This is a genomic window from Nonomuraea sp. B10E15 (assembly GCF_039871615.1).
Lineage (GTDB): Bacteria > Actinomycetota > Actinomycetes > Streptosporangiales > Streptosporangiaceae > Nonomuraea.
The window spans coordinates 53,542-79,265 of record NZ_JBDPMB010000003.1; the positions used below are offsets into that span (position 1 = coordinate 53,542).

The 25,724-nt window shown below is 72.3% G+C and carries 32 protein-coding genes and 2 pseudogenes; 14 read left to right on the plus strand and 20 right to left on the minus strand.

Going from position 1 to position 25,724, the window contains the following annotated elements:
* Positions 1 to 22: 22 nt before the first annotated feature.
* Positions 23 to 931, minus strand: coding sequence for a superoxide dismutase (locus tag ABGB14_RS13085; protein WP_347643885.1), 909 nt, complete (start codon positions 929 to 931; stop codon positions 23 to 25).
* A 158-nt stretch (positions 932 to 1,089) separates the two neighbouring features.
* Here ABGB14_RS13085 and ABGB14_RS13090 point away from each other — a divergent pair, with 158 nt between their 5' ends.
* The 4 genes from ABGB14_RS13090 to ABGB14_RS13105 all read left to right on the plus strand — a co-directional run bounded on the left by ABGB14_RS13090 (position 1,090) and on the right by ABGB14_RS13105 (position 3,930).
* Entirely contained in the window at positions 1,090 to 1,656 is a 567-nt protein-coding gene (locus ABGB14_RS13090; RefSeq protein ID WP_347643886.1) for a hypothetical protein, read from the plus strand.
* Positions 1,657 to 1,684: 28 nt separating this feature from the next.
* Positions 1,685 to 2,290 (plus strand): cyclodeaminase/cyclohydrolase family protein, encoded by a 606-nt coding sequence (locus ABGB14_RS13095; protein WP_347643887.1) that lies wholly within the window; start codon positions 1,685 to 1,687, stop codon positions 2,288 to 2,290.
* Positions 2,287 to 3,114 carry a bifunctional 5,10-methylenetetrahydrofolate dehydrogenase/5,10-methenyltetrahydrofolate cyclohydrolase gene (locus ABGB14_RS13100; RefSeq protein ID WP_347643888.1) on the plus strand — a complete coding sequence of 276 codons (828 nt, stop codon included), beginning with the start codon at positions 2,287 to 2,289 and terminating at the stop codon, positions 3,112 to 3,114. The genes ABGB14_RS13095 and ABGB14_RS13100 overlap by 4 nt, the downstream gene beginning before the upstream one ends.
* 87 nt (positions 3,115 to 3,201) lie before the next feature.
* Positions 3,202 to 3,930 carry a type 1 glutamine amidotransferase gene (locus tag ABGB14_RS13105; RefSeq protein ID WP_347643889.1) on the plus strand — a complete coding sequence of 243 codons (729 nt, stop codon included), beginning with the start codon at positions 3,202 to 3,204 and terminating at the stop codon, positions 3,928 to 3,930.
* On the opposite strand, the gene ABGB14_RS13110 is transcribed toward ABGB14_RS13105, so the two are convergent.
* Both ABGB14_RS13110 and ABGB14_RS13115 read right to left on the minus strand, forming a co-directional pair.
* The gene (locus ABGB14_RS13110) at positions 3,899 to 4,639 is read right to left on the minus strand and encodes a sulfite exporter TauE/SafE family protein (protein ID WP_347643890.1); all 741 of its coding nucleotides are present in this window, start codon (positions 4,637 to 4,639) and stop codon (positions 3,899 to 3,901) included. The two genes, ABGB14_RS13105 and ABGB14_RS13110, sit on opposite strands and share 32 nt — an antisense overlap.
* Before the next feature lie 63 nt (positions 4,640 to 4,702).
* Positions 4,703 to 5,791, minus strand: a complete 1,089-nt coding sequence (locus ABGB14_RS13115) for an alpha/beta hydrolase (RefSeq protein WP_347643891.1) — start codon at positions 5,789 to 5,791, stop codon at positions 4,703 to 4,705.
* A gap of 53 nt (positions 5,792 to 5,844) precedes the next feature.
* On the opposite strand from ABGB14_RS13115, the gene ABGB14_RS13120 reads away from it, so the two are divergent.
* Positions 5,845 to 6,504, plus strand: a complete 660-nt coding sequence (locus ABGB14_RS13120) for an endonuclease V (protein WP_347643892.1) — start codon at positions 5,845 to 5,847, stop codon at positions 6,502 to 6,504.
* An 18-nt stretch (positions 6,505 to 6,522) separates the two neighbouring features.
* On the opposite strand, the gene ABGB14_RS13125 is transcribed toward ABGB14_RS13120, so the two are convergent.
* Together ABGB14_RS13125 and ABGB14_RS13130 are read right to left on the minus strand one after the other, a co-directional pair.
* Positions 6,523 to 6,894: a hypothetical protein gene (locus tag ABGB14_RS13125; protein ID WP_347643893.1), complete on the minus strand. Its 372-nt coding sequence runs from the start codon at positions 6,892 to 6,894 to the stop codon at positions 6,523 to 6,525.
* Between the two features lie 104 nt (positions 6,895 to 6,998).
* Positions 6,999 to 7,424 carry a hypothetical protein gene (locus ABGB14_RS13130; RefSeq protein WP_347643894.1) on the minus strand — a complete coding sequence of 142 codons (426 nt, stop codon included), beginning with the start codon at positions 7,422 to 7,424 and terminating at the stop codon, positions 6,999 to 7,001.
* Between the two features lie 130 nt (positions 7,425 to 7,554).
* Between ABGB14_RS13130 and ABGB14_RS13135 the strand changes: the two genes are divergently transcribed.
* Genes ABGB14_RS13135 through ABGB14_RS13150 form a run of 4 tightly spaced genes read left to right on the plus strand, consistent with a single transcriptional unit; the run spans position 7,555 to position 8,844 of the window.
* Positions 7,555 to 7,680, plus strand: coding sequence for a hypothetical protein (locus ABGB14_RS13135; RefSeq protein ID WP_347643895.1), 126 nt, complete (start codon positions 7,555 to 7,557; stop codon positions 7,678 to 7,680).
* A gap of 12 nt (positions 7,681 to 7,692) precedes the next feature.
* Complete coding sequence (locus ABGB14_RS13140) at positions 7,693 to 7,836, plus strand: hypothetical protein (protein ID WP_347643896.1); 144 nt, start codon at positions 7,693 to 7,695, stop codon at positions 7,834 to 7,836.
* 50 nt (positions 7,837 to 7,886) lie between these two features.
* On the plus strand, positions 7,887 to 8,468 hold the full coding sequence (locus ABGB14_RS13145; protein WP_347643897.1) for a TIGR00645 family protein: 582 nt from the start codon (positions 7,887 to 7,889) through the stop codon (positions 8,466 to 8,468).
* Between the two features lie 28 nt (positions 8,469 to 8,496).
* Entirely contained in the window at positions 8,497 to 8,844 is a 348-nt protein-coding gene (locus tag ABGB14_RS13150) for a hypothetical protein (protein WP_347643898.1), read from the plus strand.
* A 33-nt stretch (positions 8,845 to 8,877) separates the two neighbouring features.
* Here ABGB14_RS13150 and ABGB14_RS13155 read toward each other — a convergent pair whose 3' ends face one another.
* Both ABGB14_RS13155 and ABGB14_RS13160 read right to left on the minus strand, forming a co-directional pair.
* Positions 8,878 to 9,693: an HAD family hydrolase gene (locus ABGB14_RS13155; RefSeq protein ID WP_347643899.1), complete on the minus strand. Its 816-nt coding sequence runs from the start codon at positions 9,691 to 9,693 to the stop codon at positions 8,878 to 8,880.
* A gap of 122 nt (positions 9,694 to 9,815) precedes the next feature.
* A complete protein-coding gene (locus tag ABGB14_RS13160; RefSeq protein WP_347643900.1) occupies positions 9,816 to 10,292 on the minus strand; it encodes a DUF2283 domain-containing protein in 477 nt (158 codons plus the stop codon).
* 199 nt (positions 10,293 to 10,491) lie between these two features.
* Here ABGB14_RS13160 and pyrF point away from each other — a divergent pair, with 199 nt between their 5' ends.
* Entirely contained in the window at positions 10,492 to 11,316 is an 825-nt protein-coding gene (gene pyrF, locus ABGB14_RS13165; RefSeq protein WP_347643901.1) for an orotidine-5'-phosphate decarboxylase, read from the plus strand.
* On the opposite strand, the gene ABGB14_RS13170 is transcribed toward pyrF, so the two are convergent.
* Positions 11,307 to 11,633, minus strand: a complete 327-nt coding sequence (locus tag ABGB14_RS13170; RefSeq protein WP_347643902.1) for an alcohol dehydrogenase catalytic domain-containing protein — start codon at positions 11,631 to 11,633, stop codon at positions 11,307 to 11,309. The two genes, pyrF and ABGB14_RS13170, sit on opposite strands and share 10 nt — an antisense overlap.
* 100 nt (positions 11,634 to 11,733) lie before the next feature.
* Between ABGB14_RS13170 and ABGB14_RS13175 the strand changes: the two genes are divergently transcribed.
* The gene (locus ABGB14_RS13175; protein WP_347643903.1) at positions 11,734 to 12,006 is read left to right on the plus strand and encodes a hypothetical protein; all 273 of its coding nucleotides are present in this window, start codon (positions 11,734 to 11,736) and stop codon (positions 12,004 to 12,006) included.
* 112 nt (positions 12,007 to 12,118) lie between these two features.
* On the opposite strand, the gene ABGB14_RS13180 is transcribed toward ABGB14_RS13175, so the two are convergent.
* A complete protein-coding gene (locus ABGB14_RS13180) occupies positions 12,119 to 12,709 on the minus strand; it encodes a helix-turn-helix domain-containing protein (RefSeq protein ID WP_132596267.1) in 591 nt (196 codons plus the stop codon).
* Positions 12,710 to 12,824: 115 nt separating this feature from the next.
* Here ABGB14_RS13180 and ABGB14_RS13185 point away from each other — a divergent pair, with 115 nt between their 5' ends.
* Both ABGB14_RS13185 and ABGB14_RS13190 read left to right on the plus strand, forming a co-directional pair.
* The gene (locus ABGB14_RS13185) at positions 12,825 to 13,490 is read left to right on the plus strand and encodes an NAD(P)-binding domain-containing protein (RefSeq protein ID WP_347643904.1); all 666 of its coding nucleotides are present in this window, start codon (positions 12,825 to 12,827) and stop codon (positions 13,488 to 13,490) included.
* Positions 13,491 to 13,701: 211 nt separating this feature from the next.
* A complete protein-coding gene (locus ABGB14_RS13190; RefSeq protein ID WP_347643905.1) occupies positions 13,702 to 14,859 on the plus strand; it encodes an acyltransferase in 1,158 nt (385 codons plus the stop codon).
* A 420-nt stretch (positions 14,860 to 15,279) separates the two neighbouring features.
* On the opposite strand, the pseudogene ABGB14_RS13195 reads toward ABGB14_RS13190, so the two are convergent.
* Positions 15,280 to 15,468, minus strand: a pseudogene (locus tag ABGB14_RS13195) (helix-turn-helix transcriptional regulator); the annotation flags it as partial.
* Between ABGB14_RS13195 and ABGB14_RS13200 the strand changes: the two are divergent.
* Positions 15,403 to 15,762 (plus strand): annotated as a pseudogene (locus ABGB14_RS13200) (FCD domain-containing protein); the annotation flags it as partial. The pseudogenes ABGB14_RS13195 and ABGB14_RS13200 sit on opposite strands and share 66 nt — an antisense overlap.
* A 112-nt stretch (positions 15,763 to 15,874) precedes the next feature.
* Here the strand turns inward: ABGB14_RS13200 and ABGB14_RS13205 are convergent.
* From ABGB14_RS13205 to ABGB14_RS13250, 10 genes are read right to left on the minus strand one after another with little or no spacing between them, the layout of a single operon-like run.
* Positions 15,875 to 16,087: a hypothetical protein gene (locus ABGB14_RS13205; RefSeq protein ID WP_132606345.1), complete on the minus strand. Its 213-nt coding sequence runs from the start codon at positions 16,085 to 16,087 to the stop codon at positions 15,875 to 15,877.
* 48 nt (positions 16,088 to 16,135) lie between these two features.
* Positions 16,136 to 17,023 carry a ribokinase gene (rbsK, locus tag ABGB14_RS13210; RefSeq protein WP_347643906.1) on the minus strand — a complete coding sequence of 296 codons (888 nt, stop codon included), beginning with the start codon at positions 17,021 to 17,023 and terminating at the stop codon, positions 16,136 to 16,138.
* Complete coding sequence (locus tag ABGB14_RS13215; protein ID WP_347643907.1) at positions 17,020 to 18,354, minus strand: ADP-ribosylglycohydrolase family protein; 1,335 nt, start codon at positions 18,352 to 18,354, stop codon at positions 17,020 to 17,022. Before ABGB14_RS13215 ends, rbsK begins: the two co-directional genes overlap by 4 nt.
* On the minus strand, positions 18,351 to 19,490 hold the full coding sequence (locus ABGB14_RS13220) for an ADP-ribosylglycohydrolase family protein (RefSeq protein WP_347643908.1): 1,140 nt from the start codon (positions 19,488 to 19,490) through the stop codon (positions 18,351 to 18,353). The genes ABGB14_RS13215 and ABGB14_RS13220 overlap by 4 nt, the downstream gene beginning before the upstream one ends.
* A complete protein-coding gene (locus ABGB14_RS13225; protein WP_347643909.1) occupies positions 19,487 to 20,578 on the minus strand; it encodes an ADP-ribosylglycohydrolase family protein in 1,092 nt (363 codons plus the stop codon). The genes ABGB14_RS13220 and ABGB14_RS13225 overlap by 4 nt, the downstream gene beginning before the upstream one ends.
* Positions 20,579 to 20,584: 6 nt before the next feature.
* Positions 20,585 to 21,586, minus strand: a complete 1,002-nt coding sequence (locus ABGB14_RS13230; RefSeq protein WP_347643910.1) for an ADP-ribosylglycohydrolase family protein — start codon at positions 21,584 to 21,586, stop codon at positions 20,585 to 20,587.
* Positions 21,583 to 22,884 carry a sugar ABC transporter substrate-binding protein gene (locus tag ABGB14_RS13235; RefSeq protein ID WP_347643911.1) on the minus strand — a complete coding sequence of 434 codons (1,302 nt, stop codon included), beginning with the start codon at positions 22,882 to 22,884 and terminating at the stop codon, positions 21,583 to 21,585. The genes ABGB14_RS13230 and ABGB14_RS13235 overlap by 4 nt, the downstream gene beginning before the upstream one ends.
* 9 nt (positions 22,885 to 22,893) lie before the next feature.
* Entirely contained in the window at positions 22,894 to 23,712 is an 819-nt protein-coding gene (locus ABGB14_RS13240) for a carbohydrate ABC transporter permease (protein WP_347643912.1), read from the minus strand.
* Positions 23,709 to 24,623: a sugar ABC transporter permease gene (locus ABGB14_RS13245; protein ID WP_347643913.1), complete on the minus strand. Its 915-nt coding sequence runs from the start codon at positions 24,621 to 24,623 to the stop codon at positions 23,709 to 23,711. Before ABGB14_RS13245 ends, ABGB14_RS13240 begins: the two co-directional genes overlap by 4 nt.
* Positions 24,620 to 25,675, minus strand: coding sequence for a LacI family DNA-binding transcriptional regulator (locus ABGB14_RS13250; RefSeq protein WP_347643914.1), 1,056 nt, complete (start codon positions 25,673 to 25,675; stop codon positions 24,620 to 24,622). Before ABGB14_RS13250 ends, ABGB14_RS13245 begins: the two co-directional genes overlap by 4 nt.
* Positions 25,676 to 25,724 lie beyond the last annotated feature (49 nt).

The following is a 25,724-nucleotide window of genomic DNA, read 5'->3' on the forward strand; positions in this document are numbered from 1 at the left end:
GGCCGCGCCCCCGAGGTCCTTCTCAGCGCTTGACGGCGACCACCGTGTACGGCGTCTCCGGCGTCGGCGTCGTGGTGAAGCGGGCGTTGGGCAGGTAGAGCCGGTGGCCGTGGGCGGCGACCGTCGTGGGCACGTCGAAGCGGGGGTCGGTCAGCCGCTTGACGATCTTGCCGGACGAGGCGTCGCGCGCCAGTTCGACGGCGGCGACCGTGTTGAGCCGGTTGAGCACGGCGTACAGGGTGCGGCCTGACAGGAGCAGGCCGTCGCCGTTGGCGAGCGCCTCGCCGCCCAGGTCAACCTCCGTGGTGGCGCCGGAGGACGGGTCGGCCTCGAACAGCTTGCCGGTGTTCGACTGGACGATCAGCAGTGACCTGCGGTCGGGGCTGGGGGCGATGCCGTTCGCGTTGATGCCGGTGCCGTACTCGATGTCGCCCTTGAGCGGGATCTTGACGGCCTTGGCGGGGAGCGCGCCGCCGCGCCCGAGCTCCAGCTTGTAGAGCACCGGGTTGGTGGAGTCGGTGAAGTAGGCGGCGCCGCGGGTGAGGATGACGTCGTTGACGAACGACTCGCCGGTGGCCAGCGTGTACGACCTGATCACTTTGCCCGTGCGCAGGTCGACCACCCGGGCGTCGCCGCCCGTCCCTCCGGCCACGAACAGCCGCCGCCCGTCCGTCTCGAGACCGAGCGACGGCGTGCCCGGCCCCTTGCTGACGACGGACCCCTTCCCGGTGCGCAGGTCGGCCCGGTAGATGTCACCGGTCGCGCGGGAGCCGAAGTAGGCGTACGGTCCCGGCCCGATCGCGATGCCCTCGGGCTGGAACCCGTCGGGCAGGTCGAACGTGCCGGGCTTGCCCGTGGCCTGCGCGGGGACACCGCCCACGAGGAGGACGGCCAGGGCGCTGAGTGCGGTCTTCAGGATCGCGGATCTCATGCGGCCCACGATGCCCGCGCACGCCCAGGCGGGCAACGGCCGCCGGCGGGCTTCACAGCGATTTCGCAGGAACGTCCACGGGAGAAGCCGAGGGGCCCCTCACGCGGACGGATGCCGCACGGTAGCTTGGGACAGAGCCGAACAAACGGGGTTTTAACATGTCAAACGGTGCCCGTCATGCTCTCGGAGTGGTCGCCGGGCTGCTCCTGCCTCCGCTGATCGCCGTCGGACTGTCGTTCGGAGTCGGCGATTTCGCGACGCGTCTGAGGGTCGCGTACGAGCTCTCCTGGCTCGGGCTGGCCGTCATCGCCGTGTCCGCGATCGCGCTCGCCTTCCTGGTCGGCTCCCGCCTGTCGCCGGTGGCGTCGCTGCTCGGGGGCCTCATGTTCACCGCGCTGGGTGTCCTGCCCCTCCTGGAGATGTTCACCCGCCAGCGGCTCCTGCCGAGCCAGTGGCTGCCCGACACCGTCGGGATCGGCTACCAGACCCTGGCCTACTCCTGCCTGCTGCTCTTCCTCGGCATCACGACGCTGGTGGTCTCCATGTTCCCGTCGAGGTGGCGGGCCGCCCACCGGCCACCGCCTCCCGACCACCACCTCGAGCACGGCCTCGATTACGGTCACGCGTACGGCCCCGCCCACGACCCGTACCCGCCGCAGAGCGGCCCCGCCTACCCGCCGCAGAGCGGCCCCGGCGACACCACGCGGCCGATGTTCCGCGAATGAGCCGGGCACGGCCTGGCAGAATGCCGCCATGCGCGACTCTAGGATCGTCGACTTCCTGGCCGAGCTGGCCGACAGGGTGCCCGCACCCGGCGGCGGCGCGACCGCGGCCCTGCACGCGGCCCAGGCCGCCGCGCTGCTCGGCATGGTGGCCCGCTACACCACCGGCGAGAAGTACGCCGATCACGCCGGCACCGTCGCCGGCGTGATCGCCGAGACCGACGCCCTGCGGGGGCAGGCGCTGAAGCTGGCCGAGGAGGACGCCGCTGCCTTCACCGCGGTCACCGACGCCTACCGCCTGCCCAAGGGAGAGGAGCGCAGCGCGGCCATCGCCAGGGCGCTGGCCGCCGCCGCCGAGCCGCCCGCCCGCGTGGCCGAGACGGCCACGCGCGTCGTCGAGTTGTGCGAGGTGCTGCTGCCCGTCGCCAACCGCAACCTCGTCACCGACGTGGCCGCCGCCGCGGACGCCGCGCGCGCCGCGCTCTCCACCGCCAGGGTGAACGTCGAGGTCAACCTGGGCGGCATCGAGGACGAGCGGGCACGCCATGAGCTGACCGGCCGCCTGTCCGGCGTCGACGCGACCATCGCCAGAGCCGGCGCCGTGACCGCCTCCGTACGCGAGGAGATCAACCCGTGAAGGCGCTGCCGGGCAAGGACCTGGCCGCCGCCATCCGCGCCCGGACGCAGGCCGAGGCGGCCGCCGGCCCGCAGCCGCGCCTGGCCGTGGTGGTGGCCACGGCCGACGAGGCGAGCCTGTGGTACGTCCGCTCGATCGCCAAGGCGGCGGTCGGCGTGGGCATCGCCTGCGACCTGGTCGACCTGGGCCCCGGCGCGACCCCCGACCAGATCGGCGAGACGCTGACCCGGCTCAGCACGGACGCCGGCGTGCACGCCGTGATGATGCAGACACCCCTGCCGGAGGGCGCTTCGGCGCAGGAGCTGGCCGGCGCGATCGACCCGCGCAAGGACGTCGACGGCGCCAACCCGCTCTCGCTCGGCCGGCTGGCGGCGGGACTGCCCGCGTTCCCGCCCGCCACGGCGGCCGCCGTGATGGCGCTGCTCGACCACCACGAGGTGGAACTGGAGGGGCGGCACGCCGTGGTGGTGGGCCGTTCCACCGTGGTGGGCAAGCCGCTGGCGCACCTGCTGCTCGACCGGAACGCCACCGTCACCGTCTGCCACTCGCGCACCCGCGACCTGGCCTCCGTCACCTCCACGGCCGAGGTGCTGGTCGCCGCGGCAGGCCGGGCCGGGTTGATCGGCGCCGCGCACGTCGCCCCCGGCGCGGTGGTGATCGACGTCGGCACCAACCCCACCGAGGACGGCGGGCTGACCGGCGACGTCGCCTCCGACGAGGTCGCCGCCGTGGCCGGCGCGCTCACCCCGGTGCCCGGCGGCGTGGGGCCGGTGACGACCGCCCTCCTGCTCCGCCACACCGCCAGGGCCGCTAACCTGCCGTGACCCCGGTCCCTTCCACGCCGTGCTTCCACGCCGTGCTTCCACGCCGTGCTTCCACGCCATGTTCGCGAACCCCAGCGGAGGCCCACGATGGGTGATGTCCTGATCGTCCAGAACAGCCGCAGCGGCGGCATCGGCCGCGTGGGCGGATGGCTTGAGGACGCCGGACTGAAGCTGGACGTCGTGCACGCCCACGACGGCGTTCCCCTGCCCGGCCGCCTGGAGCACGACGCCATGATCGTGCTGGGCGGGGGCTACCTGCCCAGCGAGGACGACAGGGCGCCGTGGCTGGCCGGCACCCGGCGGCTGGCGGCCCAGGCGCTGGCGGACGGCGTGCCGTTCTTCGGGATCTGCCTGGGCGGCCAGCTCATCGCCGAGGTGGCGGGAGGCGTGGTGACCGGCGACACCGGAGCGCCCGAGAACGGCAGCGTCCCGGTCACGATCCGGCCCGAGGCCGCCACCGACCCGCTCTTCCACGACCTGCCCCCGGTGGTTCCCGCCGTCGAGCACCACAAGGACGCCGTCACCGGGCTGCCCGAGGGGGCCGTGCACCTGGCCGAGACGGCGGCGTGCCCGTACCAGGCGTTCCGGGTGGGCGAGCGGGCGTGGGGCGTGCAGTTCCACCCGGAGGTGACGCCCGCGCGCATCCGTGAGTGGCGGGCCGAGGGGTTCGACCCCGGAGAGGTCTACGAGCGGGCGGTGGCGGACGAGCCGGTGTCCACGCCCGTCTGGCGCCGGGTCACCGGCAGGTTCGCCGCGCTCGCGAAGGAACGGGCGGGCGTCCCGGTCAGGTCACGTACGAATCCCAGCCCAGCTTGATCGCCACGGCCAGCCCGCAGGCCGCCGCCAGGTACCGCAGCCCCGAGCCCGGCATCCTGCGGGCGATCTTGGGGCCGGTCCATCCGCCGAGGAGGAACCCGGCCGCCAGCGGCGCCGCCGCACCCCAGTCCACCGGGCCGAACAGCGCGAACCCGAGCGCCGCCACCGCGTTCGCCAGCCCGGACAGCACGTTCTTCATCGCGTTGAGCTTGGCCGCGGGCTGGGCGAACGTGGCGGCCAGCACGGCGAACACCATCAGGCCTCCGGCCGCGCCGAAATAGCCGACGTAGATCGTCACGGCGAACAGCCCCACCCGCGCCGCCAGCCCGTGCTCGCCGTCCGCCCGGCCGGACGGCGGGCGGGCCAGCAGCAGCGAGGCCATCGCGATCAGCCACGGCGCGATCAGCTCGAACGTCTCGGCAGGGGTCACCAGCAGCAGGAACGCGCCCGTCGCGCCGCCGATCGCGGCCACCGGGCCGAGGCGGAGCATCCGGCCGCCCTCACCGGCCAGTTCGGGCCGCGAGCCCGCCGCGGCGCCGATGCCGGTGAAGACCAGGGCGACGGTGTTGGTGACGTTCGCGGTCAGCGGGGGCAGGCCGAACGCCAGCAGCGCCGGGTAGGAGACGACCGACGCGAGGCTCACGACCGTGCTCACCACGCCGGCCACCACACCGACGCCGAGCAGTCCGAGCACCTCTCCGACGATCACCTGGACATGCTAGGCGGTGACCGGTTCGTCCCCTTCGGGCGGGTGGCGGGCTTCTTGCCACGCTCAGGTGAGCACCGCGGTGATGGCCTCCGCCGCTGCCCGCCAGATCGAGGTGGTGGGGGTGATGACGTCGAAGTGGTCGCCGGGCTGTTCCAGGTACGACACGTCGTCGCCGGCCCGTCCGGCGGCCTCGGCGTAGCGGCGGCCGAAGTCGATCAGGTCCAGGTCGTCGGCGGCGCCCTGGACGACGAGCTGCGGCACGCCGATCGGCACTCTGAGCAGTGGCGACCCGGCCCCGTGGACGTCTGCTCCCCCGGACGACCGTTCCTCGCGACCGCCCATGGCGGCGGCGACGGCGCCGGAACCGAGCCACCGCCGCTCGGCCTCGACCAGGTCGAGCACGCCCGCGAGCGACACCGCCAGCGCGGCCCGCGCCCCGTCGGCCACCGCCCGCAACGCCAGCTGGGCGCCGGCCGAGTGTCCTCCTACCGCGATCCGATCGAGGTCCAGCGGGGTGCGGGGACGAAGGGCGTGGAGGGTGGCCAGGCCGGTGGCGACGTCGGCGGTGGTGGCGTGCCAGCCGTGCGTGTCGGGACGGCGGTATTCGAGGTTCCACACCGCTAACCCGCGCCCCGCCAGGTCGGCGCAGAGTGCCTCCATGAGGTCCGCGGCCCAGATCGAGCGCCAGTATCCGCCGTGGACCAGCGCCACGACCGGCGGCCTGGGAACGCCCTCCGGCACGTACAGATCACCCCATTGATCGCGGGACGGTCCGTAAGGGATCCTCAGGGGACTGTGGCGTACCCGGTGGAGGGCGTGCCGGATGCCCCATCTCAGGCCGCTGAGCCCGCGCCCGTGCAGGTGGGAGGCGCCCTCCCCCGGCTCGACGCCGTCGGCCCGGTGCGTGTCCACCCAGACCACGGCTCCGAGCGGCCGTCCGATGAGGGCGCGCACCTCGGCCTCGGGCCCGGGGATCACGACCGCCCCGTCCCGCACGAGCGACAGCAGGTGAGAGGCGTCGCGGGCGTGGACGAGGGTGCCTCGCACGCCCAGGGCGGCGAATTCGCGGCCGGCGACCCGCGCCAGCAGCGCCGGGTCGGCGACGACCCCCGGACCGACGATCACCGGTACGTCCACCGGAACTTCGTTCATGACGACCGACCCTACGCAACGATCTCCGGCCGCGACCGCGTACCTTGATCGGGGTGCGGGTACGACGACTTCATCCATGGCCCTCCAGCGTCGCGGAGGCGGAGTCCATCCAGGACCGGCTGCGCGGGCACGTCGAGCTGACAGGACCCACCGGGTTCGCGCTGGTGGCGGGCCTGGACGTGCACTACCACGGCGACGACGCGGTGACGGCGGCCGTGGTCGTCCTCGACGGGAGCACGCTCACGCCGGTGGAGCAGGTGGTCGCCGAGGCGCGGGCGTCGTTCCCGTACGTGCCGGGACTGTTCGCCTTCCGCGAGCTGCCCGCGTTGATCGACGCCCTCGAACAGCTCACCGTGACCCCTGACCTGCTGGTCTGCGACGGGTACGGGCTGGCCCATCCGCGCGGGTTCGGGCTGGCCTGCCACCTGGGGGTGCTCACCGGTTTGCCGGCGCTGGGGGTGGGCAAGACGCCGTTCATCGGCACGCACGAGCCTCCCGGGCCGGAGCGCGGGGCGTGGACGCCGATCGTGTACGAGGGCGCCACGGTCGGGCGGGCGCTGCGCACGCGACGAGGGGTCAGACCGGTGTACGTCTCCCAGGGCCATCGCATCTCCCTGGACACGGCCACCGACGAGGTCCTCCGGCTCGCCGCCCGCTTCCGCCTCCCCGAGCCCGTCCGCCACGCCGACCACCTGGCCCGCCACCCCTCCTGACCCGCGCCCGCCGCAGGCTCAGCGGCGCCAGGACCAGACCACGAGCCACACGCTGAGCCCGAAGAGCCCCACCCCGAGCGGCACGTGCGCCGTCACCGCCCCGGAGCCGCCCAGCATCGACTGGACGAACCCGAGCAGCAGGATCGCCAGGCTGACCAGCGCGGGCCAGCCGGCCGCGCGGCCCGGACGCCACATCAGCACGGCCACGATGAGCTGCACCAGCCCCAGCACGTGCACGGCTAACGACCCCTGACCGTGCAGGGCGGCGCCGGCGCCGCTCATCAGCTGCCCGGCCGTCACGGCCTGAGCGAGCACGGATGCCGTGTTGAGGATGGCGACGACCTTGAACGCGGTCATGTACCCGCTGCCCTTGGCGACCTCGGTTACCACTGGACTTCTCCTTAGGCCTCGTAGGAAGGCCTCCAGGATTCTCCCTGGCGGTGCGCGCGGCATCCGCCGACCGTCGTCATCCCCGCTACGCCTCTCGTCGTACGTCAGCCCTGTCCGTGTGCGCCCGACGAGTCCAGCGGCGGCAGGATGGCCTGGGCGTCGGCGCCCCCGAACCACAGTCCGATCACGAACGCGGCGGTCGCCTCCAGTTGCGTCGCCCGGTCGAGCCCTCCTCCGTTCAGCGGCTCGCAGCCGAGGTCGGCGACCAGCGCGCGGGCGGAGTCCATGGCGGCCGGGTCGTCGCCGCACAGCGGCACGGCCAGTGGCCTCGCGCCGAACACCGGCGGCGTCATCCGCCACACGTCCACGTGGCACAGGTTGAACGCTTTCACGACGTGGCCTCCAGTGAGGTCGCTGATCAGGCGTGCGATCGGTCGCGTGGGGTCATAGCGGTCAGGGGCGGCAGCGTTGGTCACGTCGATGACGGGTTTGCCGCGCATCGACGCACCGGCGGCCTGAAGCACGTCCACGAGGCCCGCTTCCCTCCAGGACCGCCGATCCGCCGATCACTTCCCGCAGGAAAATCTTTAACTCAGAGTAATCATTCCATTACCCTGGGTAGTGTCATGGGTCGTTCGACACCCCTACCCAGGAGGTTCGATGTTGTCCATCTCCCGGCGGATCACGCCCGCCGTGCTCGCCGCGGGCGGCCTGGCCCTGTCCGCCGCCGTCCCGGTCCATGACCCGTCGTCCGGCAGCGCCGTGCGCGCGGGCGAAGAGCAGTGACAAGGAGTTCCGTTGAAGTTCGGTGTCCTGACCGCCGTCGCCGCCGCCGCGCTGGTGGCCGGCGCGTCCCCGATCCCGCTGGAACTGCTCGGCAACGGCTCCCCGCTCATTGACGTGGAGACCGTGGTCCAGCACGTCAACGTCCTGACGTCCTAGTGCGACTCGCTCAGGTGCCCGTGACCGCGTCGCGTACGAGGTCGCAGAAGATGCCGGAACGGGTCGGCTACGTCATGTTCCTGAGCCGGTGGATCCAGGCCCCGCTCTACGTGGGGTTGATCGCGGCCCAGGTCGTCTACGTGTGGCGGTTCATGGCGGAGCTGATCCATCTGATCCACCTCGGGTTCGGCGGCACGCCGCCCGAGACCACGGTCATGCTGATCGTCCTCGGTCTCGTGGACGTCGTCATGATCTCCAACCTGCTGATCATGGTCATCATCGGCGGCTACGAGACGTTCGTCTCGCGGTTGCGCATCGAGGGCCATCCTGACCAGCCCCAGTGGCTCTCGCACGTCAACGCCAACGTGCTCAAGGTCAAGCTGGCCATGGCCATCATCGGCATCTCGTCCATCCACCTCCTCCAGATCTTCATCAACGCGGCCAGACCGGCCATCACCGACAGGGAGTTGCTATGGAAAACCCTGATCCACCTGACCTTCGTGGTCTCGGCGCTGGCACTGGCGCTGATCGACCGGATGATGGAGGGCGGGCACCCTCAGCACGACACCGGCGACGGCGTCAGCCCCGCCGGCATGAAGGCCGCCTGGGCAGGCCGGCACACCTCGCCGTGACGCGGTGGTGCCGGGGGTGGGGGTTCTGATGGGAACGAGGCGCTTCGTCGCCGCGGGGCTCGGGGCCGCGGTGGCGAGCGTGCTGTTCCCGTACGCCGCGCACGCCGTGGTCACGCCCCCGCCCACCGCGGCGGGCGCCCAGCCCGCGACGGCCGCCGAACCCGCCGAGCCCGCCGAGCCGGCTGAGCCCGCCGAGCCCGCCGAGCCGGCCGCGGCCTCGGGCCGGCCGCTCATCGGTGACGTGATCGTCTTCAATGACGAGATCGTCGAACCCGTGTCGGCTCCGGTGAGCACGTGCGGCGGGCTGATGCCCGTGCTCAGCACCTCACCCGGCTCCTGCGACGGTGCCTCGCGCGTGTCCGACGACGACGCCTGAGGCCGTACGTGCCCGCCCGCGTGGGCGGGCACGTCACCCGCGGGACCGTCCGTAGAGACCCTCCAGCACCGCGGCCACGCCGTCCTCGTCGTTGGAGAGCGTGCGCCGCTCGACCGCCGCCAGCACCAGATGGTGCGCGTTCGCCATGGCGTAGCCGGCGCCCGCGTACGCGAGCACCGCCAGATCGTTGGGCATGTCGCCGAACGCCACCACCTCACCGGCCTCGACGCCTCGCTCCCCGCAGAGCCGGTCGAGCGCGCCCGCCTTCGTCACGCCCGGCGCGCTGATCTCCAGCAGCCCCTCGTCGCTGGAGTACGTCACCTCGGCCTGGCCCTCGACGGCCGCCACCACGGCGGTGAACATCTCGTCGGCGGTGTGCGCGGCGGACATGGCGAGCAGCTTGACGATGGGCTCGTTCCCGTCGAAGACCGACGTCACCTCGCGGTAGTGCGCGAGGTCGTGGCTGACCCGCCGCGTGTAGGCCACTTCGGTCAGCACGTTCCTGCCGGTCTCGACGGCGAGGCCGACGCCGGGGATGGCCTCGGCCAGGGTGGCGGCGACCTTTCTGGCCGCCTCGGGCTGGAGCGGACGGCTGTCGATGATCTCGTCGGCGGCCACGTCGTAGGTGACGGCTCCGTTGCTGCAGATCGCGATGCCGGTGACGCCGGTCTGCTCGGCGATCTCGCGGACGCCGCGCGGCGCCCTGGCGGTGACGAAGACGATCTCGGCTCCGGCCGCCCGTGCGGACCGCAGGGCCTTCTTGGTGCGCGGGGTGATGGTGCCGGTGGAGGTGAGGAGGGTTCCGTCGAGGTCGGTGGCCACGATGCGCGGCGAGATCACGGTGCTCACCCGGGCGATTATCCCCGGCCGTGCCCGCCCGCAGGGTAGGCGGGTGTGCTCCCTCCCCCGCCCTGGTGACCGGCGGTGGTTGCCGGCCCGCCGGCGAGCGCTCGTGGAGGACGCCTCTCCGATCAGAGCCGCAGCTCGGGCGGGAGCGCCGCCGCCGCGTTCATGATCTCCAGGCCGAGGATCTGCCCGGATTCGCCGTAGTCGACGATGACGTCGTCAGCCTCGACCTGACGTATCGCCTCACCTGGTGCCATTTCGTGCTTCATGGAGACGTAGGCGATGTCGTGTTCCTGGTCCACGCTCACGTACACCGTCCGCGCCCGCCGGCCCTGCGGCGCGTCGTCCCAGCTCAGCAGGCCCCCCTTGGCCTCGTGGGACCCGGCGAGCGCCGCCCGCACCGTGACCATCGCCAGCCCGATCGCCTCCAGCGAGTCGAACGCGGTGACCTTCCGCTCGTGCTCCCACCCGGCGAGCCCGTCGATGCGGTACGGGCACGACCACTCGCCCGCCGGCTCCTCGTACGGCAGGCCGAGCGTGACGACGACGTCACGGGGCGGATCGGTACGCAGCACCAGCACACGATGGGCGATCTCGTACATGTCTGCTGATCTACCCCTCAGGCCAAGCGAGGAAGACTCGGATCGCACACCCTGTTCAGCATCGGGAGTCCTGTCCCGTATCGTCGCCGGAGAACCGTTCCGCCGGGGCCGGCGCCGAGGGTCGTGGCGGTGGTCGTGAGAGAGGCCGGGCGAGCACCATGTCGGGGGCAGCCAGGGGTCTCCGGCGAAGGAGGAGCCGATGAATGACACGTTCGGGGCGCGCCTGCGAGCCAGGCTCGACGCGTGCGGACCGCTCTGCGTGGGCCTCGACCCGAGCCCGGCGCTGCTGCACGCCTGGGGGCTCGACGACTCCCCCGCCGGTCTGGAGCGTTTCAGCCGTACGGTGGTCGACGAGGTGGGCGACGTGGCCGCGGTGGTCAAGCCGCAGTCGGCCTTCTTCGAGCGCTGGGGCAGCCGCGGCATCGCCGTGCTCGAACGCACCATGGCCGACCTGCGCGAGGCCGGCACGCTGGTGCTTCTCGACGTCAAGCGGGGCGACATCGGCAGCACGATGGCCGCCTACGCGGAGGCGTACCTCGACCGGGGCGGCCCGCTGGCCGCCGACGCGGTGACGCTCAGCCCCTACCTGGGGTTCGGGTCGCTCGAGGGCGCGATCACGTCGGCCATGCTCAACGACGCGGGCGTGTTCGTGCTGGCCCGCACCTCCAACCCCGAGGCGGCCGCGTTGCAGCGGCACGTGGCCGGCCAGGTGATCGCCGCCGCGGCGGCGGCGAACGCGGGGCACACGCCGTTCGGGCCGGTCGGGCTGGTCATGGGGGCCACGCTGCCCGCACTCGACGACGCGCTGGACGACCTCAACGGCCCCATTCTCGCGCCGGGGCTGGGCGCCCAGGGCGCCACCCCCGCCGACGTGGCCCGGGTGTTCGCGTCCGTCCGCCATGCCGTCGTGCCCTCGGTCTCCAGGGCCGTGCTCGCCGACCCCAAGCAGCTGCGCTCGCGCACGCTCGACTACCGGGACGAGTGCGCCGCCCGCCTGGGGACGAAGGTCGCCGCTCAGAAGTGAGCGTCAACGTACCGGCCAGACCTAGCGCGCCCGCCTGCGGCGGCCAGCCCTTCGGGGAGGGGAGCGATGCCGTAGGTGGCGGGCACGGTCAGGTACTCGGCCATCGCGCCGGGCCCCAGGAACGGCTTCATCACCACGCCGAACACCGGCTGCCCGACCGCGAAGCCCCCGACGCCCTCGCCGAGCGCCTCGACGGTGCCGGCGAAGTCCTTGCCCACCACCAGCGGGAAGCGGTGCTCCATCATCTGCTGCACGTAGCCGGCGGCGACCGACAGGTCGAAGCCGTCGACCGAGGAGTCGGCGACCTTCACCAGCACCTCCCCCGGTTCGGGCTGCGGGGTGGGGAGGTCGGCCAGAGCCGGGGTCTCCCATCGACCAAACCTCAGCGGCGTTGGCCAGCTTGCGGACGGTTGCGGGGTGCAGGCCGGGTTCCCGGCCGATAGCCGCCTTGCTGAGACCCTGTTTCAGCAGGTCATGCACGGCGGCGTGGTGTCGACGCAGCCGGGTGACGACTTTGAACTCGCGGTGATGCACCACGGGTGGTGGTTCGGCGGTGTGGGTGGCTGCGGCCTCGGCGGCCAGCGTTGCCGCGAGGTCTTGGCGGGCGGCGTACTGGGCCAGCACGGCGACGGCCCGATCGGCGAGCGGGCCTCGGACGCCTCGGCGAGATCGGCCATGGTGGACAGGTGAGCGGGGATGAGCGGCAGTAAGGGCCGGCTGCCGATGGTGTCTTCGACGCGGCTGTGAAGATCGCCGGGCTGAGACTACTCGTCTGATCGTCAGCGGCTCGCGCTCGCTGCGCTCACTTCTGGGCTTTGATGCCGTCCAAGGCCATGGCGAGCACCCGGTCGCGCTGCGCCTCCTGGACGAAGTTCGCTCCGCTGACACCGTTGACCAGGAATAGAATGTCGTCGAAGCTCACGTCGTCCCGGGCCTTGCCCGCGCCCTGGGCGCGCTCGAGAAGCGGCCGACCGGCCGCATGGATCATGTCGCGGCCGGTTACAAACATCTCCTCGCGGTGCGCGACGGCGTCGTAGATCGCCTTCTTGGTGGTCGCATAGCTGACGAACTGACGCAGCCAGCCCTCCAGGGCATCCCACGGTTCGAGGCCGCTCAACTCGGCTGCCATGCGGGCCAGGGCCTCCACCTCGTCCAGGTAGACGGCTTCGAACAGGTGCTGGCGGGTGGGGAAGTTGCGGTAGAGCGTCGCGATGTTGACCCCTGCCCGCCGGGCGATCCCCTCGAGCGAGGCGCCGGCGCCCTCGGCGCCGAACGCCTCACGGGCGGCGTCGAGCAGGGCGTCGAAGTTGCGGCGTGCGTCGGCGCGCGCAGGCCGACGCACGGTGAAACGGGGTTCGGCTCGCGTGCCGGGCTCGGTGGCACCCAATGACATACCTCTTTCTGCGACACCGACCTTGCTAAGTGAAGGGCTGCCTGCGTTAAAGTCAAGGCATGCCTTCGCTTATGCGGAAAACCCCTCTTACATTATCCCGGCCCGGCAGGAGACCATGACCACCATCGGCTTCATCGGCAGCGGAAACATCGGCAGCACTCTCGCCCGCCTCGGGGTCGACGCCGGCCACGACGTCGTCCTCAGCAACAGCCGCGGCCCGGAGACCTTGCAGAACCTGGTCGCACGGCTCGGCCCGCGCGCCCGCGCGACGACCCCTTCCGAGGCCGCGACCGCCGGCGACATCGTCGTGGTGACCATCCCGATCAAGGCCTACCGGCAGGTCCCCGCGGAACCCCTCCGGGGCCGGGTCGTCATCGACACACTCAACTACGACCCCGCCCGACAGGGCAGCGTCCCCGAGATCGACGCCGGCGACACCCCGGCCCACGTCCTGCTCCAGACCCACCTGACCGGCTCAAGCGTCGTCAAGGCGTTCAGCAACATCTTCTTCAAGCACCTGGCCACCCTGGGACGCCCGGCCGGCGCCCCGGACCGCAGCACCCTGCCCATCGCCGGCGACGACGCCGCCGCCAAGAAAGCGGTCGCCATCCTGATCGATTCGCTCGGCTATGACACGTACGACGTGGGCCCGCTCGCCGAGAGCCGCCGATTCGCGCCGGGCACACCCGCCCAGCACGCCTATCTCGACCCGGCCGGAATGTTCGCCGCCCCCGGCCGTCCCGCATCCGCGGACGATCTCGCCAAACTCCTCAACACGTGAGGAACGTCGTGACCGACCGACGCATCGTGATTCTATCTGCTATACAACAAGTAACACACATCGCTTCAGAGGGACATCTCATGCTGCCGGCAGAGATCCACCAGAAAACACCGACCCTCCCCATCGTCGCGTGGACCCGGTTATCCACGCGGGAGGTCGGCCCGCTCGAGCACAGCACACGGGCCGCACGGCCCGAAGGGACGGCGAACCGATGACGCAGCCCGCCAACCAGCAGGCCGCGTCGTCCACCACCGCCCCGCGGCTTCTTCATGTCGACAACCTACGCACCGCCCTGATGGCACTCGTGGTGATCCACCACTCCGTGATCGCTTACAGCAACATCCCGGACTGGTACTACACGGAACCACCGGCCGACTCCTCAGGAATGCTGCTGGACCTCCTGCTCCTGTTCAACCAGGCGTTTTTCATGGGCGCCTTCTTCCTCGTCTCAGGACTTTTCGTGCCACGGTCCTACGACCGCAAGGGGGCCGGGCAGTTCCTGAGGGAGCGGCTGCTGCGTCTGGGAGTCCCGCTGCTGCTGTGGCTGCTGCTGATCCGTCCCCTGGTGACCATCGGCAGGTACGCCACAGCCAGCGAAGCCGCCGCCCGGCAGGGAACCGACCTGCCCTACTGGAAGTTCTACCTGCTCCACTACACACCGGGTCCGTTGTGGTTCGTCGAGGTGCTGCTCGTGTTCAGCGCGCTCTACATCCTGTGGCGGCGCCTGGCCGGCCAGGGCCGGAGCGCGCCCGGGACGACCCCGGCCACCGGCCGGGCGCCCGGTACCGCCGCGATCGTCGGGTTCGTCATGGGGCTGTCACTGGTGACGTACGTGTGGCGCATGGTGGTGCCGATGGGCGTTACGGTGCTGGGGCTGCCGTCCCCCGGCTACCTGCCGCAGTACGCGGCGCTGTTCGTCGTCGGGCTGATCGCGGCCCGGCGCGGCTGGCTGGAGAGCCTGCCCAGAACAGCCGGCCGGGCCGGGTTCGCCACCGCAGCCGTCGCCACGGTGGTGCTCGTCCTCGTCGTGGGCTCCTACAGAGAGGTGAGCTTTGGCCACGGAACCCTGCCGTCCCTGCTGACGGCCATGTCGGAGTCGGCACTCGCCGTCGGTATCATCCTCGGCCTTCTGGTGCTGTTCAGGGAACGCCTCGGCCGCCAGGGCCGCCTCCGCCGGTTCCTGTCGGCGCACGCCTTCACCGTCTACGTCATCCACCCGGCCGTCCTGGTCGCCCTGGGCTACGCCCTGAGCGGCGTACAGGCGCCCGCGATCGCGAAGGCCGCGCTGCTCACCGCCATCGGGCTGCCGCTGTGCTGGGCGACGGCGTACCTGGTGCGCGCCCTGCCGGGCGCCCGGAAGGTGCTGTAGATCCGTAGGGAGGGGGCGACGGCACGTGGTCAAGACGGCCAGTGACAGGCCATCGCCCCCACCACATCAATCCCCCGGCCACGTCGCCCGGCCGCAACGGCGAGGGACCCGTCACGGCCGGTTCCGGTTCGCTACCGGTTACCGGTCCACTCCACTGCGGAACCGGTAACCTCTGCATAGTTCTTCCCCGCCTGGTTTCTTCCTCCAGACCAGTAGAACTCGGCGCGGTCGTACGCACTGGATGCTGTTGGTGATCTTCACGAGGGTGGCAGGTCGTGGATGAGGCGTTCGAACGGTCGAAGAGAGCAAGTCGGCCGTCGGGGGAGACACCCGCTGTGTCGTGATCGGCAAGCCGGAGAAGGCTCGTGTCCGCGGCGACGAGGACGTGCTGGCCGCGGCCTCCTCGCCGAGGACGAGCCCGGGGGCGTGGCCGGCCGCGATCAGCAGGCGGTTGCGTTCCCGCAACGGGACGCTCAGATGCTCGGCCAGACGCGACACCATCGCGTTGCTGGGAATGGTCCGGCCCGTCTCCACGAAGCTGACGTGCCGGGCGGACACCTCTGCCTGGATCGCCAGATCGAGCTGGCTTCGCGTACGGGTGGCGCTCAGGGACGGGCAGGCGGTTGCAGTGCTCGACGACCCGCCGGATCTCGTCGATGTCGGACAGGTACCGACGAGGACCTCGCGGCGCTGGAGGCGCGGGAGCGTGCGGCGGAGGGCGACGACGCCGCGTTCGTGGACGCCGACATCGCCCTGCACGCGGCGCTGGTGGCGGCGGCGGGCAACCCGGTGCTGGCTGACCTGTTCGCGGAGTTCGCGCCGGCGCTGCACGAAGGGCTGATCGGCCCGGTGGAGATGCTGGGACTGCGGGCGCGTCACCGCGCCCCCGGGCAGGAGACACACGCGGCGCTGGTGGCCGCTGTCCGGCGCGGGGACGCCGGCGCGGCCGACGGCATCCTGCGGGCGGAGCTTGGAGGAGACGCTCGCCCACCTGCACGGGGGACGCGCCTGACGGTCAGCCGGTGGGGCCGGCGTCCGGGCGGACGACGTCGTTCCCGTTCTCCTCCTCTCCGGCTTCCTCCTCCCGCGTGTCCTCGTCGTCAGGAGGGTCAGCGGAGACGGGGCGGCGACTCCTCGGCGTGCCGGCACCCGACCGTTCGGCGACGACGTCGCTCTCCCCCTCGACCCCGCCGACCGCGTCAGGCAGGTTCTCTGGTTTCTCGCTCATGGTCACCATCTGCCCATCAGGCGCATCATGAGACCTCCGGCGAGCGGGTCACGAGGCGAGGAACTCCTCGATCTCCTGGCGGGCCGGCATCGACGTGCTGGCCCCCTCGCGCTGCACCGACAGCGCCGCCGCCGCCGAGGCGAACCGCAGGGCGCCGACCATGGCACGCCCCTCCGAGCGGGCCACCGCCAGCGCGCCCACGAACGTGTCGCCGGCCGCCGTCGTGTCCACCGCCTTCACCGGCGCCGCGGGCACGCGCAGCCGCTCCCCCGACCGGGACCCGAAGAGCGCGCCCTCAGAGCCCAGCGTGATCACGGCCTCCTCGACCAGCTCGAGCAGCGCGTCGAGCGCCGCGTCCGCGCCGGAGACGCCGGTGATGGCAGCCGCCTCGTGCTCGTTCGGGACGATGGTCGTGACCGCGTCGAGCAGCTCAGCCGGCAGGGGCTGCGCGGGCGCCGGCGTGAGGAACACGGGCACGCCCGCCGCCCTCGCCCCCCGCGCCGCCTCGACGACCGCGCCCATGGGCAGCTCCAGCTGGAGCAGCAGCGCTTGAGAGGCCGCGATCACGGCCAGGTCGTCGGGGGACGGTCCGGTCACCGTGCCGTTCGCCCCTGGCACGACGACGATCGAGTTGCCGCCGTCGTCGTCGACCACGATGTGTGCGATGCCGCTGGGCCCCGGCACCTGGCGCAGGCCGCTTACGTCGACGCCGGCCTCCGCCAGCGTGGCCCGCATCTCCGCGCCGAAACCGTCGTCGCCGACCGCCCCGAGGAACGCCACCCGCGCGCCCGCGCGGGCCGCGGCGATCGCCTGGTTGGCGCCCTTGCCGCCAGGGACGGTACGGAAGTGGCGCCCGGTGACCGTCTCGCCGCGTTTAGGGGCTTTTGAGACGTACGCGACGAGGTCCATGTTGGCGCTGCCGAAAACCGAGATCATATGGTCATCATCTCCTGGGTACGGGCGGCCAGCTCTTCCAGACCCACCCCGTCGAACCCGCTGAGGCTGCTGGCCAGGCGGTCGCGCATGCGCCAACGACCGGGCACGCCGCCGTTCAGCGCCCCCGCGAGGGATCCGGCCGTGGCCCCCGCCGAGTCGGTGTCCCAGCCGCCGGCGACCGCTCCCGCGATCGTGGCGGTGAAGTCGCCCCGGCCATGGATCAGCGTGGCGGCGACGAGGGCGGCGTTGTTGACCGTGTGCACCCAGTGCAGGGCGCCGTGGCGTTCGTGGAGGCGGTCGACGACCCGCTCGAAGTCGTCCTCGCGGGCGGCGTCCGCGACGGCCAGGCGGACGGCCTCGTGCAGCCGCGACCCCTCGGGCACCACGGACAGGCCCGCCCGCACCACCTCCTCCGCCGACGTGGCCACCAGCGAGGCGGCGCACATCGCGGCCACGAACATCGCCCCGTAGATCCCGTTCGCGGTGTGGGTGAGCCGGGCGTCGCGCCAGGCGTACTCGGCGGCCGTGGCCGGATCGCCCGGGTTGACCCAGCCGTACACGTCCGCCCTGATCAGCGCTCCGATCCACTCGCGGAACGGGTTGCGACGGGTGGCCGTGCGGGGCGGCTCGACGCCGTCCAGCAGGTTGCGGTACGCGACCCGCTCGGCGGTGAACGTACGGCCCGCGGGCAACTCGTCCAGCCACAGCCTGGCCACGTCGTCGGTGGTGAAGCCGCGGCCGTGACGTTCCAGGACGGTCAGGGCCAGCAGCGGGTAGTTGAGGTCGTCGTCCTCGGGGATGCCGTCGATGTTCTCGGCCAGGGAGTTGACGGCGCTGCGGCGGTTCCACGGCCAGCGGCGCGCGACGTCATCGGGCAGGCCCTTCGCGGTGAACCAGCCCCTGATGGGCCAGTTGCCGGTGGTCTCGGCGATCCGCCTGATGCCCTCGCGCGGGATCTTCTCGACGGGTTTGCCCAGGACGCACCCGGCCGCCCGCCCGAGCCAGGCGCCCAGCACCCGGGCGGGATCGGCCGCGCCGGGGCGGGGGGCGGGCCAGCCGGGGCAGGCGGCGATGATCGCGGCCAGGTCGGACGGCTCGTCGAGCGGCGACGGGATGGCCGCCAGCTCGTCCAGCAGCTCCTCTGCCAGCCCTCGCAGTCGCGCGGCGCCGGGGCCGGAGGCGCCCGCGCGTGGCGGGGCGTCGTGCCCTCCTGCCGCGTGCCACCGGGCCGCGATCTCCCGGACCCGGTCGCCGGCGCGGCCGTCCTCGGCCGCCTGGCGGAGCTCGTGGCCGAGCAGGTCCTCCGGCTGGACCCAGGTGAGCCGGATCACCGGCGGTCCAGGGCGGCGAAGGCGGCCTCGTGGTCGCGCCGCCGCGCGAGGTCGCCGGCGTGCACCCGGCGGGCGACCCCGGCGATGGCGAGCCCGGGAGCCACCAGGTCCGTACGGCTGGCGGCGCCGACCTGCTCCACCCACTCCGCCGGCACGGAGGACAGCCCTCCGAGCGCCCCCGCGATGGCCCCGCCCATGGAGGCGATCGAGTCGGCGTCGCGCCCGTAGTTGACGCCGCCGAGCACGGTGTCGCGGTAGCCGCCCTTGGCGATCACCAGGAACCCGAGCGCGAGCGGCAGCTCCTCGATGCTGTGCGTACGGCTCGGCCGCCGCGCCCCCAGCCCCTGGTCGCGGTAGGTGTCGGCGACGGTGTCGTACGGCCGCATGGCGGCGCGCAGCGCCTCGAACGATCCGTCCCAGTGCCCGAGCCCGGCGGCGGCCTCGCAGACGGCCTCGATGGCGGCCCTGGTGCCGTCCTTGGCCAGGCGCAGGCAGGTGGCGACCACGGAGTCGGCCGTGGCGCCCGGCCGCATGGCCTCGGCGACGGCGGCGGCCATCACCCCGGCGGCCTCGCGGCCGTAGCTGGACTGGTGGGCTCCGGCCAGGTCGATGGCCTCGGCGTAGGCGCCGTCGGGGTCGGCGGCGTTGACGATGCCGACGGGGGCGACGTACATGGCGGCGCCGCAGTTCACGATATTTCCGACACCGGCCTCACGCGGGTCCACGTGCCCGTAGTGCAGCCTGGCCACGATCCACTTCTCGGCCAGGAAGATCCGCTGCAGCGGCAGCGCCTCGGCCTCCAGCTCGGGGATCCACCGCCGCTCGCCCATCAGCTCCGGCACCATGTGCTCGGCCATCGCATACGCACCGAGGTGCCCGCCGGCCTTCTCGTAGACCCGGATCAGGGCGTGCGTCATCAACGTGTCGTCGGTGATGTGGCCGTCACCCTTGTGGTACGGCGCGATCGGCCGGGCGTTGCGCCAGTCCTCGTTGAACGGCGGCACGATGCCCTCGACCCGGCCCGCGTACCGGTCGACGATCTGTTCGGGGGTCCAGCCCTCGGTGGCGCCGCCCAGCGCGTCACCGACCGCCGCCCCCACCACGCAGCCGGTCGCCCTGTCCTCAAGCGGCGTCATGCGATTCCCTCCGTGACATCGTTGGCTAGTTCGATCAGATCCAGGCCCGCCAGGTCAGGCAGGCAGCAGCCGGCCAGCGTGCGCACCGGCGTGATCCACCCCTCCGGGACCGCGCCGAGCCCGCCGCAGGCTCCCGTGAGCGCTCCGGTCAGCGCGGGCGCCGAGTCGGCGAGCGCGGCCAGGCACGCCGCCGCGGGCACCGCCCGGCCCAGTTCCCCGCCCGACACCGCGGCCAGCGCCAGGGCGACGGGCACCGTCTGCGCCGCGCCGACACCGTAGCTGTAGACGTGGTCGAGCAGCGCACCGTCCAGCGCGGGGACGGCGGCGAACGGGTCACCCGCCGCCCGCGCGGCCTTGACCGCCAGCCGGGCGTTGTGGCCGATGGCGGTGCCGTCGGGCAGTGCGGCGAGCGCGGCCTCCACGGCGTTGACCGCCGAGCCCGACGCCACGGCCTCGGCCACGGCGGCGGCCATGGCTCTGGCGCCCAGGACGCCGTCGCCGGCGTTCGTCACCTCGGCGTCCCGCGTGGGGTCCCTCCCGAGGGCCCCGAACGCGACGGCCCTGACCGCGGCGGCGTCGTCGAAGAAGTGCGGGTTGTCGTGCCCGGACGCGGGCGGCTCCACCCCCTTGGCGAGGTTGTCGAGCGCGGTCGCCACCGAGATCCGCGCCCTGACCGCCCCGCCGCCGGCCCGCGCCCCGGACGATCCGGACGCCGCGTCACCGACCGCCCGCACCCCGGACGGCCCGGACGCCGGGTCACTGGCGGCGCGCGTCCCGGGGGTTCCCGGGGCCGGGTCGATGAGGTCCCTGAAGGCCTCGGCCCGCGGCCGGTCGATGGTGAGCGCCGTCCACGCCAGCCATTCGGCGTCGTCGGACGGGCCGACGCGCAGCGGCGCCACCGGCTGGTTCAGCGCGAACGGCACCGGCAGGGTGGTCACGCGATGTTCTTCCGCGAACGCGTCCAGCTCCCTGTACAGGCGCCGGCTCCAGGGCGCGTGCAGCGCCGCGCGGTGCCTGGCGGCGGGCCATCCGGCCGCGTCGCCCACGGCGAGCCCGGCGAAGGCGCCCCTGATCCTGTCCCCCGACATCGTGATCTACAGCCTTTCCGCCAGTTCGTCGGCGACGTCCAGCACGTGTCTCCCCGCCACGACGGGCAGGCATTTGCCCGTCACCGGCCCGATTCTTCCGGCCCACCGCCGGGGCACGCCGCTCTCTCCGCGACCGGCTCCCGCCACGGCCCCGGCGATGGCGCCGATCGTGTCGGCGTCCCTGCCCAGGCTCACCCCGAACGTCACCGACGTCTCCACGTCACCGCCTCCCGCGAGGAAGGCCGCGAACGCCAGCGCCACGGCTTCCGGCGCCACGTCGGTCCAGGGGTAATGCCGCACGACCACGGCCTCGTGCAACGCCTCGCCGACGGCCGCCCCGCCGGCGCCCGCATCCGGGCCGGCCGCGCCGGCGCCCGCGGCCGAGAGCCGGCCGAGCACGTCGCGTACCCGGACGATGTTCCTGGCGGTCCAGGAGTCGGGCGGGATGACCGCCAGCGCCGCCGCCACGACCTCGTCGGGGGCGGCGCCGCCCATCGCGGCGGCCACCGCGCCGGCGACCGCGCGGCCGCCGAGGATGCCCTCGCCGGCCGCGCTGACCAGACCGTCCTGCTCCACCAGCCGGGCCGCCTCCGCCGGATCGCCCGGGCAGAAGATCCCGTACGGCGCGGCCCGCATGGCCAGCCCGTCCGACCACCCGTGGGCGTGCACGAGCCCGGTCAGCGGCGGCTCCAGGCCGCGGCGCAGCGCCTCGACGGTGCCCAGTTCGGAGAACCCGGCCCCGCGCATCGGCCCGGCGATCCGGGGCAGGATCAGCTCCCGGTACGCGGCGGCGACGTCCGCGCTGGTCAGCGCATGACCGTGACGGACGAGGAGCGACGCGGCGAAGATCGCGTACTCGGTGTCGTCGGTGCCCCCGCCCTCGATCTCGGTGAGCCGTCCCCACCGGCGCCGGATCTCCGACGGCGTCAGGTTCTCGGCGGGAGCGCCGAGGGCGTCGCCGGCCGCCAGGCCGAGCAGGCACCCCCGGGCCCTGTCGCGGGGAGTCACCGCTGGTACCGCTCCAGCACCTGGTTGCCGTCCTCGACGAGCCTCTTGGCCACCTCGTCGATGGTGATCTTGTTGGCGAAGTACTCCTGGAGGGCCGGCGTGGCAACCTTGCTCTTCCACTCGTCGAACCCGTTCACCTTGAGGAACGGCGCCACGACGAGGTCCTTGGCGGAGGCGGTGGCCACGTCCCAGCCGTTCTCCTCGCTGGTCATCGCCGGGTCGGCGGCGGCCTTCACGGACGTCGGCAGCAGCCAGTCGCCCTTGGCGAGCTTGGCCTGGTTGGGGCCGTTCAGGAAGAACGAGATGAACTTCATGGCCTCGTCGGGGTGCTCGCTCTCCTGCGCGATCGACAACGTCTGCGAGACCGCGCCCTGCTGGGTGGAGGTGCCCTTCGGGCCCGGCAGGGTGACCCACTCGAAGCCGTCCGGCGCCTGCTCGGCGACCTGCTGGCGCAGGTAGACCCCCGCGGGCAGCAGCGCGAACTTGCCCTTGTAGAAGGCCGGCAGCGGGTCGGCCGTGCCCTGGCCGAGCGCGGCGGGATCGGCCGACTTGTCCTTGTAGAGCTGGTCGTGGATGCGCTGCAGCACCTCGCGCTCCTCGGGCCCGACCTTGACCGTGGTCTTGCCGCCGGCGGTCTGGAAGAACGTGCCGCCGAAGTTGAGCGCCAGGTTGAGCGTCTTGTTGACCGGCGACTTCATCGGCCAGGCCACGCCGTACGTGTCGCCCTTGGTCATCTTCTTGGCGGCCGCGGAGAACTCGTCCCACGTCCACGGGGCGTCCGCCGTCGGGATGCGCACCTTGGCCGCCTCGAGCAGCTTCTTGTTGGCGATGATGACCTGCGACTCCTGCAGGAACGGCACGCCGTAGACGCCCTGCTCGCCCTTGCCGCCGTCGAAGGTGACGGTGTCCCAGGCGGCCTGGGGGATGTCGTTCTTGAGCTCGGCGGGCAGCTTGCCGCTGAGGTCGAGCAGGTAGCCGTCGGTGGCGAAGCCGGACAGCGCGGGCGAGTCGTTGTGGATGACGTCGGGGGCCGTGCCACCGGCGAACTGGGTGACGAGCTGGTCGTTGACGTTGTCCCAGCTGCCCTGGACGTAGGTGACCTGGATGTTCGGGTTGGCCTTGTTCCACTCCTCCACGAGCTGCTTGTTGGCGGCCACGGACTCCTTCTGCCACGCCAGGCTGAGGAAATTGATCTTCACCGGCTCGTTCGGGGAGGAGGACTCGCCGCCTCCTCCCCCGCCGCACGCCGTGGTGAGCGTGGCGATCGCCACCACCGCCAGAGCGGACTTGATACGCATATGAGCCTCCTAGCCCTTGACGGCGCCGGCCATCAGGCCGGACTTCAGGCGCCGCTGGATGATTGCGAAGAAGATCAGGCTCGGGATCGTCGCCATGAGCGACGCCGCGGCCAGCGGGCCGAGCCTGGCCACCCCCTCCGGGCCGGTGAACCTCACCAGCGTCAGCGGGAGCGTCATGACATCGGGGTTCTGCAGGATCACGAGCGCGAACATGAACTCGTTCCACGACGAGATGAACGCGAACAGCAGCGTGGCCACCACGCCCGGCGCGAGGAGCGGCGCCACGACGGTGGCGATCGAGCGCAGCCGGGTGGCGCCGTCCACGGCCGCCGCCTCCTCCAGTTCGGGCGGCACCGCGCGCACGTACCCCTGCAACATCCACAACGCGAACGGCAGCGTGAACGTCACGTGCACGGCCACCAGCCCCGGCAGCGTGTTCACCAGGTCCATCTCGCGCAGGATCATGAAGAGCGGGATGATGATCAGGATGAACGGGAACACCTGGCTGACCAGCACCCACCCGAGTGCGACCCGGTTGAGCAGGCTGCGGTAGCGGGCCATGGCGTAGGAGGCGGGCAGCGAGATCAGCACCGTGATCACGCTGCTGAACAGCGCCACGATCAGGCTGCGCACCGCCGCGCCCACCAGGTCCTGCTCGCCGAACGCGTCGGTGAAGTTGGCCAGCGTCGGCTCGCGCGGCAACCACGTCGGCTCGGTCAGCGCCATCTCCTGCGGCGTCTTCAGCGCCGTCGACAGCAGCCAGAGCAGGGGAAAGGCCAGGAAGACGATGTACGCGACCAGCGCGGCGTACTGCGGTAGGCGTCTCATCGGCTCTCCCTCATCTGCCGCCACAGGTACAACCCGAGCACCGCGAGCACGACGATCGCCATGGCGAGGCCGAGCATCGAGGCGTAGCCCGCGAACCGGTAGCGGAACGCCTCCTCGTAGGCGAACAACATCGGCAGCCGCGTCTGCCCGCCGGGCCCGCCCTGCGTGAGCACGTAGACCAGGCCGAACTGGTTGATGTTCCACACGAAGTCGAGCGAGGTGATCGCCACGATCACGGGCCGCAACTGCGGCAGCGTGATGCTCCAGAAGCGCCGCCAGCGGCCCGCGCCGTCCATCTCGCCGGCCTCGTAGAGCTCCTTGGGCACGTTCTGCAGGCCCGCCAGGAGCACGACCGTGGTCTGCGGCATGCCGGTCCACACGCCGACCACGATGATCGCGGGCAGCGCGAGCGAGAAGTCGGCCAGCCAGTTGACGTCCGTGCCGAGCAGGTCGTTCAGTATGCCCGCGTCGGGGTGGTAGACGAGCTTCCACATCAGGCCGATGACCACGGGCGGCATCGCCCACGGCACCACCGCGAGCACCCGGGCCACGCCCCTGAAGCGCAGGTTCTGGTTGAGCAGCACGGCCAGGCCGAGCGCGGCCAGGAACTGCAGCACGGTCACGGAGACCGCCCAGACGGCGCCGATCCTGAACGACGCCCAGAAGTCGTCGTCGGCCAGCAGATCGGTGAAGTTCGCCAGGCCGACGAAGCTCGTCTCGTGGACCCGCGTGTTGCGGGCGTCGGTGAAGGCCAGGCCGATGCCGTACAGCAGCGGGCCGACGCTGAACAGCAGCACCGGCACCAGCGCGGGCAACATCAGCAGCCACATCTCGCGCGCCTGGCGCGACATGCGGCGGCGCTTGGCGCGCGGCCTCCGCGGCGGCGCCGGTCTCGTCACGGTCGCCGTCACGCGCCGCCCTCCTTCCTCTCGGTACGTCCCGCGTCGTCGTGCGCGGCTCCCTCGCCCGCCGTGCTGGCGCGGATGACGAGCCGGGGTGGCACGGTGACCACCCGCGGCTCGCGGTCGCCGCCCTGCAGCCGGTCGAGCAGCAGCTCGGCGGCGGCCTTGCCGCGCTCGGCCGACCCGAGCGAGACGCTGGTCAGCGCCGGCCACGAGGCCGCCGCCAGGTCGGTGTCGTCCATGCCGACCACCGCCACGTCGGCGGGCACCCGCTTGCCCGCCGCGCGCAGCACGTCGAGCGCGCCGAGCGCGATCAGGTCGTTGGCGCACATCAGCGCGTCCACGTCGGGAACCCTGTCGAGCAGCTCCGCCACCGCGCGGCCCCCTTCCGCGCGGTAGAAGTCGCCGATCCGCACGAGCTCCTCGTCGTAGGGCAGGCCGAGGTCGGCGAGCGCCTCCCGGTAGGCGGCGCCGCGGGCGGCTCCCGGAACGGTGTCGAGCGGGCCGTTGATCATGCCGATCCTGCGGCGGCCGAGCGCGTAGAGGTGGTCGATCGCCAGCCGCACGCCGGTGCGGGAGTCGGCGCGCACGTTGTCGGCCCGCGTTCCCTCGGGCACCGAACCGATGATCACGACGGGCGCCCTGGCCGCGGCCAGCATCTCGAGGTGCTGATCGGTGACCCGCAGCGGGCTCATGATCAGGCCGTCCACGTAACGTTCGCCGAGGCTGTGCAGCACGTCGATCTCGTCGGCCACGACGGCGTCGGTGGAGTGCAGCACGAGCCGGTAGCCCGCCGCCTTCAGCACCGGCTGGATCTCGCGGAGCATGGCCAGGTAGGCGGGGTTGCCGACGTCGGCCATGGCGAAGGCCACCTGGTGGGTGCGGCGCGACTTGAGCGACCTGGCCACGGCGTTGCGCACGTAGCCGAGCTCGTCGGCGGCGGCCATCACCTTGCGCACGGTCTCCTGCCTGGTCGGCAGGCCGTTGAGAACCCGCGAGACCGAGGCGATCGAGACGCCGGCGCGCTCGGCGATCGTGGTGATCGTGGGTCCGTCGGCCACGGTTGTCCTTCCCTGTGGTGTAAACGTTTACGATCTGATTGCTGTAAAC

What these genes read in the sequence shown, in the direction of transcription:
- ABGB14_RS13085 (WP_347643885.1), bottom strand. Translation starts at nt 931, where the DNA reads ATGAGATCCGCGATCCTGAAGACCGCACTCAGCGCCCTGGCCGTCCTC.
- ABGB14_RS13090 (WP_347643886.1), top strand. Translation starts at nt 1,090, where the DNA reads ATGTCAAACGGTGCCCGTCATGCTCTCGGAGTGGTCGCCGGGCTGCTC.
- ABGB14_RS13095 (WP_347643887.1), top strand. Translation starts at nt 1,685, where the DNA reads ATGCGCGACTCTAGGATCGTCGACTTCCTGGCCGAGCTGGCCGACAGG.
- ABGB14_RS13105 (WP_347643889.1), top strand. Translation starts at nt 3,202, where the DNA reads ATGGGTGATGTCCTGATCGTCCAGAACAGCCGCAGCGGCGGCATCGGC.
- ABGB14_RS13115 (WP_347643891.1), bottom strand. Translation starts at nt 5,791, where the DNA reads ATGAACGAAGTTCCGGTGGACGTACCGGTGATCGTCGGTCCGGGGGTC.
- ABGB14_RS13135 (WP_347643895.1), top strand. Translation starts at nt 7,555, where the DNA reads ATGTTGTCCATCTCCCGGCGGATCACGCCCGCCGTGCTCGCCGCGGGC.
- ABGB14_RS13145 (WP_347643897.1), top strand. Translation starts at nt 7,887, where the DNA reads ATGCCGGAACGGGTCGGCTACGTCATGTTCCTGAGCCGGTGGATCCAG.
- ABGB14_RS13150 (WP_347643898.1), top strand. Translation starts at nt 8,497, where the DNA reads ATGGGAACGAGGCGCTTCGTCGCCGCGGGGCTCGGGGCCGCGGTGGCG.
- ABGB14_RS13160 (WP_347643900.1), bottom strand. Translation starts at nt 10,292, where the DNA reads ATGTACGAGATCGCCCATCGTGTGCTGGTGCTGCGTACCGATCCGCCC.
- pyrF (WP_347643901.1), top strand. Translation starts at nt 10,492, where the DNA reads ATGAATGACACGTTCGGGGCGCGCCTGCGAGCCAGGCTCGACGCGTGC.
- ABGB14_RS13180 (WP_132596267.1), bottom strand. Translation starts at nt 12,709, where the DNA reads ATGTCATTGGGTGCCACCGAGCCCGGCACGCGAGCCGAACCCCGTTTC.
- ABGB14_RS13185 (WP_347643904.1), top strand. Translation starts at nt 12,825, where the DNA reads ATGACCACCATCGGCTTCATCGGCAGCGGAAACATCGGCAGCACTCTC.
- ABGB14_RS13190 (WP_347643905.1), top strand. Translation starts at nt 13,702, where the DNA reads ATGACGCAGCCCGCCAACCAGCAGGCCGCGTCGTCCACCACCGCCCCG.
- ABGB14_RS13205 (WP_132606345.1), bottom strand. Translation starts at nt 16,087, where the DNA reads ATGAGCGAGAAACCAGAGAACCTGCCTGACGCGGTCGGCGGGGTCGAG.
- rbsK (WP_347643906.1), bottom strand. Translation starts at nt 17,023, where the DNA reads ATGATCTCGGTTTTCGGCAGCGCCAACATGGACCTCGTCGCGTACGTC.
- ABGB14_RS13220 (WP_347643908.1), bottom strand. Translation starts at nt 19,490, where the DNA reads ATGACGCCGCTTGAGGACAGGGCGACCGGCTGCGTGGTGGGGGCGGCG.
- ABGB14_RS13225 (WP_347643909.1), bottom strand. Translation starts at nt 20,578, where the DNA reads ATGTCGGGGGACAGGATCAGGGGCGCCTTCGCCGGGCTCGCCGTGGGC.
- ABGB14_RS13235 (WP_347643911.1), bottom strand. Translation starts at nt 22,884, where the DNA reads ATGCGTATCAAGTCCGCTCTGGCGGTGGTGGCGATCGCCACGCTCACC.
- ABGB14_RS13240 (WP_347643912.1), bottom strand. Translation starts at nt 23,712, where the DNA reads ATGAGACGCCTACCGCAGTACGCCGCGCTGGTCGCGTACATCGTCTTC.